Origin of the sequence: Bullifex sp. (assembly GCF_034103065.1) — a bacterium.
GTDB lineage: Bacteria > Spirochaetota > Spirochaetia > Sphaerochaetales > Sphaerochaetaceae > Bullifex.
This window is the reverse complement of sequence record NZ_JAXEGN010000012.1, coordinates 1-9,290: the sequence shown is the minus strand read 5'-3', so window position 1 is coordinate 9,290 and position 9,290 is coordinate 1. Positions and strand designations below refer to the sequence as shown.

Below are 9,290 nucleotides of genomic sequence, written 5' to 3'. Positions count from 1 at the left end.
AAATTTGATGTGCCTTGGAGAAAAATACATCTTCTATTATTGATACTTTGCTCTATGAGCATGGTCTTGCCAACCCTTTTGCGTCCATAAACAATAATGAATTCAAAAGCATCAGAGCTGAACCTTTTCTCTAATTCTTTTAGTTCTTTTTCTCTTCCTATAAACTTTTCCATGAAAATATTATTTATGTCAAATTATGTATTTACAAATATGTATCGAATAGTATTGAAAGATAATTTTCTAGAGCCCTCTGTATATCTAGGACTTAGATAGTAGCAAAAATATTTAAGCTTTACTCTAAAAATGCTAAAAACGGTCACAGAGAAATAAATTAAATTATTTAGGACAAAAATGGTGCACATCTCCAAAAAAGATATGCACCAAGTAAGGGGATAATTACAATATCAATACTCTGGTCCTACTGGAAGGGCTATTGCAAGGATGGTATAAATTAGGCCTACCGGGAAGAAGCCAGTCGCACAGAAAGCGATGAATGTGATAAGGCGAACTAAAAATGTTGAAATCCCAAGTCTTCTACCAAGTCCTGCACATACTCCGAAGAGAATTCCATTAGGAACTCTTAATAATCTTCTCTGGTAAGCTGAAAACATAATTAATTATTCTCCTTGTTGTTCTTAAGTTTAGCTAATTCTTCTTCGATATCTCTTTCTCTTTCCATTTCTTCAAAACTTTCTCTAGTACTCTTTATTTGAGGCTGAGTTGTTGAAAAAACCTTAGCTTCTGCTTCCCACTTTTCAATTCTAGATTGAAGTTCTTCAAAGCGCTTTGCATACTTAATGCTATCAGCTTCTCTTAAAGTTTCATTTACCTTAATCTTTTCCTTAGCAGCATTTGCACGAGATAAAAGATCATTTCTCTTAGCCTTCATCTCATTAAGCTTTGCACTTACTTCACTAAGCTGTTCTTTTAAAGAGATAATGATATTCTCAATAGTTGCACTGTTAGCTTCTAAAGCCTTGAGAGTTTCTAAAGCATTTCTCTTTTCGATAATTGCTTCCTTAGCCATCTCATCATTACCTTTATCAACAGCCATTTGAGCTCTCTCAGCCCAACGCTTTACTGTATCATCGGCAGATGAAATATTTCTCTTAATGCTATCAAGTTCAGCACTCTTTTCTGCTATAGATACTTTAATTTCTCTCTCTGTATCTTCCATTTCTGTGATCATCAAATTGATCATCTTCTTTGGGTCTTCCATCTTGTCTAGTGCACTGTTTACATTTGAGGAGATGATGTCTCCCATTCTCTTAAATACGTTCATTTTTTATCTCCTTCTTGGAATTAATTTTTTATTTTTTGACGTAAGTTATATTGCATTTAGCGTGCCAACTTTAAAAAATGGGGTAAAAACATAGTGCTTTGATGATAATATGGTTATTTTCCCCATGGATAATGGTATAAATAGCCAATTTATCCATGTTGTAAATCATAGTGGTTGTAAACTATGATTATTTCATGAGTACTTTATATATGGTTGCAACACCAATTGGTAATTTAGACGATATTACAATTCGTGCATTAAATGTTTTAAAAAGCGTTGATGTCATCGCATGTGAAGATACAAGACATACTTCATTATTATTATCCCACTACGATATAAAGAAAAGAACTATTGCATGTCATGCACATAATGAGGAAGCAAGTAGTAAAGGTATTATCGCTCTTCTTGACCAAGGTCAAAGTGTTGCTTATTGCTCAGATGCAGGAACTCCTGGAATATCTGATCCGGGAGCAAGACTTTGCGAAAATGTAAGAAATGCAGGACATGATATTGTACCAATCCCTGGTGCAAGTGCAGTTATTACTCTTTTATCTTGTGCTGGTAATGTTGGAAAGACTTTTACCTTTGAAGGTTTTTTATCCCCAAAGAAGGGAAGAAGAACTAAAAGACTTACACAGCTTCTTGAAAGAGAAGAGACATTTATCTTCTATGAGTCTCCATTTAGAATTGTTAAAACCTTAAAGGAAATAGAAGAGCTAATGCCAAATGCAAGAATTACTATGGGGCGTGAGCTCACTAAGGCTTTTGAAGAGATTAAAGTAGACAGTGTTTCTAATATTATAAAGATTTTGGAGTCTCGAGATAGTATTAAAGGTGAATTTGCAGTTGCAGTTACACCATGTATGGTAAGTGACGATGATAACTCTGAAGAAGATTAAAACATTAAAACCGCGTGTACAGCTTAGAAAATGTGCATCCCAAGCATTTCTTGCTTCAAAGGGCGAAAAGTTTGAAGAAGAATATATCTTAGGTCTTAAAGATATCGTCATCTCTCTTGAGCTTGTTAGTGATAAAGCCTACTTTGAGAAAGCTTTTTCTGATCTTTTAGCTGGTAATTTAAAAAGAGGTGAGGATATATATTATAAGTGTTTAGCTATCTTAGGTGAGGAAGTAGCAGACTGGGATATTATCGATAGTGATAATAAACTTGATAACTCTATTCGCATAGTAAAGCCTCATTATCTACTTTTGGATAGAATTCGCTCTCCATATAACATTGGGGCAATCTTTCGCTCTGCTGAAAGCTTTGGAATTAAGCATATTTACCTTTATGAGTGTGGTGATATTACCTCTCCAAGAGCAATTAGGACTAGTAGAGGTGCAATAGAATCTATTGAATACTCTATTATTAATTCATTAGCTGAAGTTAAAGGACCTTTCTTTGCTCTTGAATTAGGTGGTACTCCTATTCAAGAATTTTCTTTTCCAACAGAAGGAACTTGCATTTTAGGTAGTGAAGAAAGTGGGGTATCCCCAGAATGTTTAAAACTTGCAAATGATTCTTTGGGAAAAGTAGAGATCCCATTGCATGGAGCAAAGGGATCAATAAATGTATCTGTTGCGGCAGGTATATTGATGTATAGTTGGAATTAATTTCCCTTACCACTTTCGTAGAGTTTTTTAAGGTTGTCTTCAATAACTCTATTAAAAGAACCTACTTTAAATAAACCCTTTCTATCACGAGTACTAGATGGAAGACCTGTTAACAGCTCCATGCCTTCTTCAATGGTTGAGAGTGCCCAAAGATGGAAATTACCATTTTTGATGTCCTCTTCAACTTCATATGGAAGTATTAAAGATCTAATGTTTTGTTTAGGAATAATTACACCTTGAGTCTTTGTAAAACCACAAAGCTTACAGGTGTGGTAAAAGCCTGTAATCTTTTCATTTATTCCACTTACTGGTTGTAGTATTCCCATTTGGTTAACAGATCCTGTAATTGCAATATCCTGTCTTACAGGAAGTTCTCCAATGGCCGAAAGTAGGGCATATAGCTCTGAAGATGAGGCAGAGTCGCCATCGACTTCGCTATAGTTTTGTTCAAAACAAAGGCCTGCATAAATTGAAAGCGGGAAGGAACGTGCATAGTTCTTCCGTAGATAGCCTTGTAATATTAAAATTCCTTTATCATGGATTTCTCCACTTAACCCTGCTTCATGCTCGATATTAACAATACCTTCACTACCAGGTGCTACAGTTGCTGAAATTACTGCAGGGGTACCAAATGATGCAGCTCCTCGGTCCATTACTGCTAGACCATTAATTATTCCAACCTTCTTTCCACTAGTACTAACTAATAATTCTCCGGCCTTAATCTCTTGGTTGATTCTATCTTCTAAAAGATCTGTTAACTCAGCTCTATCTTTTATTGCTCTTTTAACATCATCACCTGTAATTTTTCCATCACTATATAGAGTAGCTTCTGAGATTAGATCTCCAAGAAGTGTTAGCTGGCATGTTAGTTTATCTCTTGATTCACAAATGGAGGATGAATATCTTAAGACCTCTTCACAAGCCTCCTTTGTGATATTAGGATTAATCTTTTTTAAATATGCGATTGTACCAAGGATATTTTCTTTATTTGCTTCCATCAGGTAATCAAATTGAGGAGCAACTTTAAAAAGTCTTAAAAAACCTTCATCCTTATCACATAGCTCATCAAATATATCTTCACTTCCTAGTAATATTACCTTTGTAGGAAGTGCTATTGGTTCTGGCCTTATTCTTTCATCCTTTCCAAGCGAACCTTGAACTCCACTTGTAGATAGCGCCATTGCTGTTGAATCTAAATGCCTTTTAATAGCATCCCAAAGTCCTTTTTGGGAGAGGACCTCTGCTGCTGTTAATACTAAAAAGCCTCCAGATGCTTTAGCATAGGAACCAATATGAATTGCTAAGTGAGGACATTCCTCACTTTTTTCAGCATAGCCAAATAGGTTTTCAAAGGTTGGATGCGATTCAACAATAAAAGGTCTTTTAACTTCTAAACTTCTATCAAGGACTAAATTTACTTTGTAGTTATTTACATTAAATGTATTCTTAGACAATAAAGCTGCATAGCCTGTAGCTTCAGGAATTTGTCCCTTTACTTCTTCAAGAATAGTTTTGTAATTTCCCTCATTTGCAGAGCTAAGTAAAGCTTTTAGCTTTTTACCGTCTCCTTTATTTAAGCAAAGTGAGATAGGAAAATATGGATTGGAAGGATTAGCAAGATAAACTACATCTTTAATCATCTCATCATCAGTGCAATTTTCAGCTTCCTGCCTTACAGATGTAAGCTTGCCTGTACCCATTTCACCACTGATAAAGAGGTTATATCCATTTCTATTTGTTTTTAATCCAGTTCTTAAAGCCTTAAGTGCTCTTTCCTGTCCTACGATACCTCTTTCAGATATTTCTAAATCTGTATCTTGTAAAGAATATTTGAAAGAGATTTCATTGCTATCAAGTTCAAAAATCATAAAAGGAATTGTAGGATGTGGTAAATTAAGTGTCAACGCACATAAAAATTGGAAAAATGGAAATATTTAATCAAATTATTATTGGAAAAACGGACAAAATATGTTTATTTTGTGTTGGAAAAAAGGCAAAAATGATATTATCCTTAAATCATACAAGGAGATAAATAGTTTTAATGCTAAAGAGGAAAATTTCAGATTACTTAGAATCTTACTTTACCCCCAATAGACGAGAAGCATTATTAATTACAGGAGCTCGTCAGGTTGGGAAAAGCTATGCAATACGTGAGTTTGGAAAGAGTCATTACTCCTCTTTTATTGAAATAAATCTACTAGAGGATTCTATTGCTAGGACATCAATATCAAAAGCTAGTAATAGTAAGGATTTACTTTTGAGGATTACTGCTATTGCATCTCAACCTCTAATTAAGGGAAAAACATTAATTTTCTTTGATGAGGTGCAAGTAGTTCCAGAGATAGTGACAGCTATTAAATTCCTTGTTGAGGAAGGAAGCTATCAATATGTACTCAGTGGGTCATTATTAGGTATCGGGTTAAAGGGAATATCTTCTATGCCAGTTGGATATTTAACAGTCAAAGAGATGTATCCATTAAATCTTGAGGAGTTTTATCGAGCTTGTGGCATATCTGATAACATTTTTAGTGTTCTTGAGGAAGCCTTTAAGGCGGAAAGAGAAATCGATAGTATAATTCATAGAAAGTTGATGGAGCTTTTTCGTCTATATCTTATCGTTGGAGGTATGCCTGCTGTTGTTCAGACTTATTTAGATACAAATGATATAAAAAAGGTTGTGAATAAACAGAGAGAAATCCTTTCAATGTATGTAGAGGATATTTCTCAATATGATATTAATAATAAGCTTTATATAAAGGATATTTTCAATCTCATACCTGCTGAATTAAATAATCCAAATAAGAGATTTATTTTGAAAAATTTAAATGAAAATGCAAAGTTTAGCAGATTAGAGGATAGCTTTATTTGGATTAGAGAAGCAGGCGTAGCTATAGGTGTTTATAATATTGAAGAACCAAAGCTTCCTTTAGAGCTTGCAAAACTTAGAAACCTATTTAAACTATTTTCAAATGATGTAGGTCTACTAGCCTGTCAGTATGCTGATGGCATTCAACTTCGAATACTAAATAATGATATAGATATAAATTATGGTTCTATTTATGAAAATGCAGTTGCCGAAGAACTATTTTCTCACGGATTGAAGCTATACTATTTTAATAGTAAGAAGCAGGGAGAACTTGATTTTGTAATAAAGATTGATGATAAGCTTCTTCCAATTGAAGTAAAATCTGGAAAGAACTATTTAAGGCATAATGCATTAAAGAATGTAATTGAAAATAAAGATTATGACATAGAGAAAGCTTATGTTTTATATAATGAAAATATAAAGAGAGTTGGTAATATTGTTTATCTGCCAATATATTTAATGATGTTTATCAAAAATAGAGAAATTGAGAAATTGATTTGGAAAATTGATTTATCATCTCTTCCTCAATAAATTGCTTTTTGCTTAGCAAATATTATAGTTTCTTGAGAATGTGGAAAATATCCATTCAACGTATTATACTTACCTTCATGAAATTGAAAGAACTCGATAAATTTTTAAGGGATAAATTGGTGCTTGATGATTTCTCATTTGATGCATCATTAAATGGAATCCAAATTGCTTCAAGTGATAAAGAAATTAAAAAAATTGGTTATGCAGTAGACGCATCACTAGCTACAATTAAGAAAGCAGCAGAAGCGGGCTGTGATATGCTTTTTGTCCACCATGGATTATTTTGGGGGGACTCAATTAGGATTGATGGTCCTCACTATGATAGAGTTAAGACTTGTCTTGATAATGATATGGCTCTTTATGCTTGTCATCTTCCTCTCGATGCTCATCCTGTATTTGGTAATAATGCTCAGATGGCACAGTGTTTAGGTATAAAGTCATATGATATGTTTTCAGACTACAAAGGAAAGAAAATTGGAGTAAAAGGAAAGCTTCCTTTTCCTATGACAATTGATCAAATTGTAAGACTATTAGACTTTTCATCTGATACAGGTCTAAAAACTTTAGAGTTTGGAAAAGATTTATGTGAAACTGTTGGCATTGTTTCTGGTGGTGCTGGAAATGATGTTGCAGATGCAATTAATGATGGCCTTGATTTATTCATTACTGGAGAAATATATCATCAGAACTTCCATGAAGCATTAGAAAATAAGATTAATGTTATTGCGGGAGGACATTACCAGAGTGAGACCTTTGGTGTAAAAGCAGTAATGAGAATGGTACTTGGTGAATTAGGTATTAAAGGAGAGTTTATCTCATGGCCAACAGCACTTTAAAACGTTATTTACCTTTCACTGTAACTATCTTCGTTGTTCTGCTTGATCAAATAACAAAGGCTTTGGTTGTAAAGTTTATTCCTGAAAATACTGTCTTTAAAAGTTTGTTTTGGGATTTTCTTGAAATAATACATGTAAGAAATGATGCAATTGCTTTTTCAATTGGTACATCATTGAATGTTCCAATAAAGATTATATTCTTTATTATTTTACCAATTATATTAATGGGCCTCTTAATATATTGTGTGTGTAGTAAGAAAACAGATAAAGACTTTACATACTTTCAGAAATGGTGCCTTGCCGGTATAGCTGGTGGTGGAATAGGAAACTTAATTGATAGAATATTTAGACACCTTAGAGTAGTCGATTGGATTAGTACAGATATGTATGGATTTTTAGGATTTGATAGATTTCCAACATATAATATTGCTGATGCATCTATTGTCGTATCGGTTGTGCTAATATTATTATCATTTCTAATAGGAGAAAAGAAAGGTGAGTAAGAAAACAAACTCTTTTATCTTTATGGCAATTGCAACTGTAGTTAATCTTTTGTTGCTTTGTTTTTTCTTTATTTTAGGCTTTGTAATTTTGAACTTTGTAATTTCAGCAATGCCTGAAAATGTAGCAGTAGTACAAGTAGGTGTTGTTCTAGTATTTGTTTTTTCAATTGGCCTATCATTCTTTGTATATTCAAAGCTAGTAAATTTTGCAACAAAGAAATTTGACCTTGAAAATAAATTAGATCCACTATTTGTAAGAAAAGGATCAAGAAGACCAAAGGGTGAATAATAGTGCGTTATCCTTCCTTCTCGACACTTGAAGATGCATCTTGGTATGCATATTCTGATAGTCCTATCCAAACAAGTCCTTTCTATAAGCCTGGACTATATGACCCTGTAGTAATTCAAAGGGAAGAATCTCCGGACAACCTATGGCATTTATTTGCTAATACATGGGTTGGAATTGAGCATTATACTTCTCAATCAGGGTTCGATTATCGTGTCCAGCATGTGGTCTTATTAAGAGGGCACTCTCCTTTTATCTATAAGGAGGGTGGAACTTATTATCTACTTTATGAAACACATGATAGAGACTATTTTCAGATGAAGATGAAGGGAAATAAACTATCAACATCTAGAATTAATATGATTTCGAGTACTGATTTAAAACTATGGTCTAAACCTAAAGTATTGCTATCAGCACTCGATGTTCCTTATTCCTCAGATTTCTCTGAACCACGATTATCAAGACCTCAGCTTGTTATGTGGGAGGGAAAGTATAGACTATATTTTGGTGCATCTCATAGACTTCTATATGATACTAAGCAAAAGTGTACTCAATACTTTTCTTTTGCTGAAAGCGATAATATAGATGGACCATATACGCCTCTGCCAAAGCCTTTAATGGCAACAGACCCTGATGGTAAATACTGCAATTTAGCACTTGGTAGTATAAAGATTATTCCTTGTGCTCAAGGATTTGCTGCTATCCAGTGTCCATTTTTCTACGATAAAGAAGAAAAAAGAAGTCGCTCATTAATGCTTTTACTAACAAGTGAAGATGGTATTAATTTTGAAGAAAAAAGAGTAATAATGCCACCAGTTAAAACTGGATGGGCTTCAAGATATATTACTTCCTGTGATGCGATATATAGAGCTGAAGAAAAAGCTTGGTATTGTTACTTCAGTGCAAATGGAGTTAGTGAAGATTTAAAGTTTATCAAGGGTAGAGAATCACTTGGGCTATTAATTGGTAGTGAAAGGTAGTAGTTTTATACCACAGCGATTAAGTTTTTTTCTTTATTCAAATAGAACAAAATAAACTGTATTCTTCGTTATGTTTTATTTATATAAGGACTTATGGTACAATAAAGAAACTTAGGCAGGAAGAGATGTATGGGAATATACTTAAATCCAGGAATAGAAAATCTAAAAAAAGACAAAACAGCAGAATATTATGTTGATAAATCTATGATTCTATCCTTTTTAAATAAAAAAATAGACAGCCCAGATAGCTATATTTGTTCTTCACGCCCAAGAAGGTTTGGAAAGACAATGGCTGCAAATATGATAGCAGCCTACTACTCTAAAGGCTGTGATTCTCATGAAATATTTTCTGATTTAAAAATTTCTACAACTCCATCATTTGAAAATCATAT

General features: G+C 33.5%; 12 protein-coding genes. 8 read left to right on the top strand and 4 right to left on the bottom strand.

Annotated features, from left to right (window positions below; genetic code table 11):
- The 3 genes from SOY52_RS11130 to SOY52_RS00400 form a co-directional block, all read right to left on the bottom strand.
- On the bottom strand, positions 1 to 173 hold a 173-nt coding region (locus tag SOY52_RS11130), incomplete at its 3' end, for an ATP-binding protein (RefSeq protein WP_414429573.1).
- A 231-nt stretch (positions 174 to 404) separates the two neighbouring features.
- A complete protein-coding gene (locus tag SOY52_RS00405; RefSeq protein ID WP_320847011.1) occupies positions 405 to 611 on the bottom strand; it encodes a PspC domain-containing protein in 207 nt (68 codons plus the stop codon).
- Positions 612 to 613: 2 nt separating this feature from the next.
- The gene (locus tag SOY52_RS00400; RefSeq protein WP_320847010.1) at positions 614 to 1,282 is read right to left on the bottom strand and encodes a PspA/IM30 family protein; all 669 of its coding nucleotides are present in this window, start codon (positions 1,280 to 1,282) and stop codon (positions 614 to 616) included.
- A gap of 194 nt (positions 1,283 to 1,476) precedes the next feature.
- On the opposite strand from SOY52_RS00400, the gene rsmI reads away from it, so the two are divergent.
- Entirely contained in the window at positions 1,477 to 2,181 is a 705-nt protein-coding gene (gene rsmI / locus SOY52_RS00395) for a 16S rRNA (cytidine(1402)-2'-O)-methyltransferase (RefSeq protein ID WP_320847009.1), read from the top strand.
- Positions 2,159 to 2,896, top strand: coding sequence for a TrmH family RNA methyltransferase (locus SOY52_RS00390; protein ID WP_320847008.1), 738 nt, complete (start codon positions 2,159 to 2,161; stop codon positions 2,894 to 2,896). Before rsmI ends, SOY52_RS00390 begins: the two co-directional genes overlap by 23 nt.
- Here the strand turns inward: SOY52_RS00390 and SOY52_RS00385 are convergent.
- On the bottom strand, positions 2,893 to 4,764 hold the full coding sequence (locus SOY52_RS00385) for an AAA family ATPase (protein WP_320847007.1): 1,872 nt from the start codon (positions 4,762 to 4,764) through the stop codon (positions 2,893 to 2,895). The two genes, SOY52_RS00390 and SOY52_RS00385, sit on opposite strands and share 4 nt — an antisense overlap.
- A gap of 173 nt (positions 4,765 to 4,937) precedes the next feature.
- On the opposite strand from SOY52_RS00385, the gene SOY52_RS00380 reads away from it, so the two are divergent.
- The 6 genes from SOY52_RS00380 to SOY52_RS00355 all read left to right on the top strand — a co-directional run.
- On the top strand, positions 4,938 to 6,293 hold the full coding sequence (locus SOY52_RS00380) for an ATP-binding protein (RefSeq protein ID WP_320847006.1): 1,356 nt from the start codon (positions 4,938 to 4,940) through the stop codon (positions 6,291 to 6,293).
- A 77-nt stretch (positions 6,294 to 6,370) separates the two neighbouring features.
- Complete coding sequence (locus tag SOY52_RS00375; protein WP_320847005.1) at positions 6,371 to 7,129, top strand: Nif3-like dinuclear metal center hexameric protein; 759 nt, start codon at positions 6,371 to 6,373, stop codon at positions 7,127 to 7,129.
- On the top strand, positions 7,111 to 7,632 hold the full coding sequence (gene lspA / locus SOY52_RS00370) for a signal peptidase II (protein ID WP_320847004.1): 522 nt from the start codon (positions 7,111 to 7,113) through the stop codon (positions 7,630 to 7,632). Before SOY52_RS00375 ends, lspA begins: the two co-directional genes overlap by 19 nt.
- Complete coding sequence (locus SOY52_RS00365; protein ID WP_320847003.1) at positions 7,625 to 7,921, top strand: leader peptide processing enzyme; 297 nt, start codon at positions 7,625 to 7,627, stop codon at positions 7,919 to 7,921. Before lspA ends, SOY52_RS00365 begins: the two co-directional genes overlap by 8 nt.
- 2 nt (positions 7,922 to 7,923) lie before the next feature.
- Positions 7,924 to 8,898 carry a hypothetical protein gene (locus SOY52_RS00360; protein WP_320847002.1) on the top strand — a complete coding sequence of 325 codons (975 nt, stop codon included), beginning with the start codon at positions 7,924 to 7,926 and terminating at the stop codon, positions 8,896 to 8,898.
- 129 nt (positions 8,899 to 9,027) lie between these two features.
- Positions 9,028 to 9,290, top strand: a 263-nt coding sequence (locus SOY52_RS00355) for an AAA family ATPase (protein ID WP_320847001.1), incomplete at its 3' end; no start/stop codon positions are given.

What these genes read in the sequence shown, in the direction of transcription:
- SOY52_RS00405 (WP_320847011.1), bottom strand. Translation starts at nt 611, where the DNA reads ATGTTTTCAGCTTACCAGAGAAGATTATTAAGAGTTCCTAATGGAATT.
- SOY52_RS00375 (WP_320847005.1), top strand. Translation starts at nt 6,371, where the DNA reads ATGAAATTGAAAGAACTCGATAAATTTTTAAGGGATAAATTGGTGCTT.
- SOY52_RS00400 (WP_320847010.1), bottom strand. Translation starts at nt 1,282, where the DNA reads ATGAACGTATTTAAGAGAATGGGAGACATCATCTCCTCAAATGTAAAC.
- SOY52_RS00380 (WP_320847006.1), top strand. Translation starts at nt 4,938, where the DNA reads ATGCTAAAGAGGAAAATTTCAGATTACTTAGAATCTTACTTTACCCCC.
- lspA (WP_320847004.1), top strand. Translation starts at nt 7,111, where the DNA reads ATGGCCAACAGCACTTTAAAACGTTATTTACCTTTCACTGTAACTATC.
- rsmI (WP_320847009.1), top strand. Translation starts at nt 1,477, where the DNA reads ATGAGTACTTTATATATGGTTGCAACACCAATTGGTAATTTAGACGAT.
- SOY52_RS00385 (WP_320847007.1), bottom strand. Translation starts at nt 4,764, where the DNA reads ATGATTTTTGAACTTGATAGCAATGAAATCTCTTTCAAATATTCTTTA.
- SOY52_RS00390 (WP_320847008.1), top strand. Translation starts at nt 2,159, where the DNA reads ATGATAACTCTGAAGAAGATTAAAACATTAAAACCGCGTGTACAGCTT.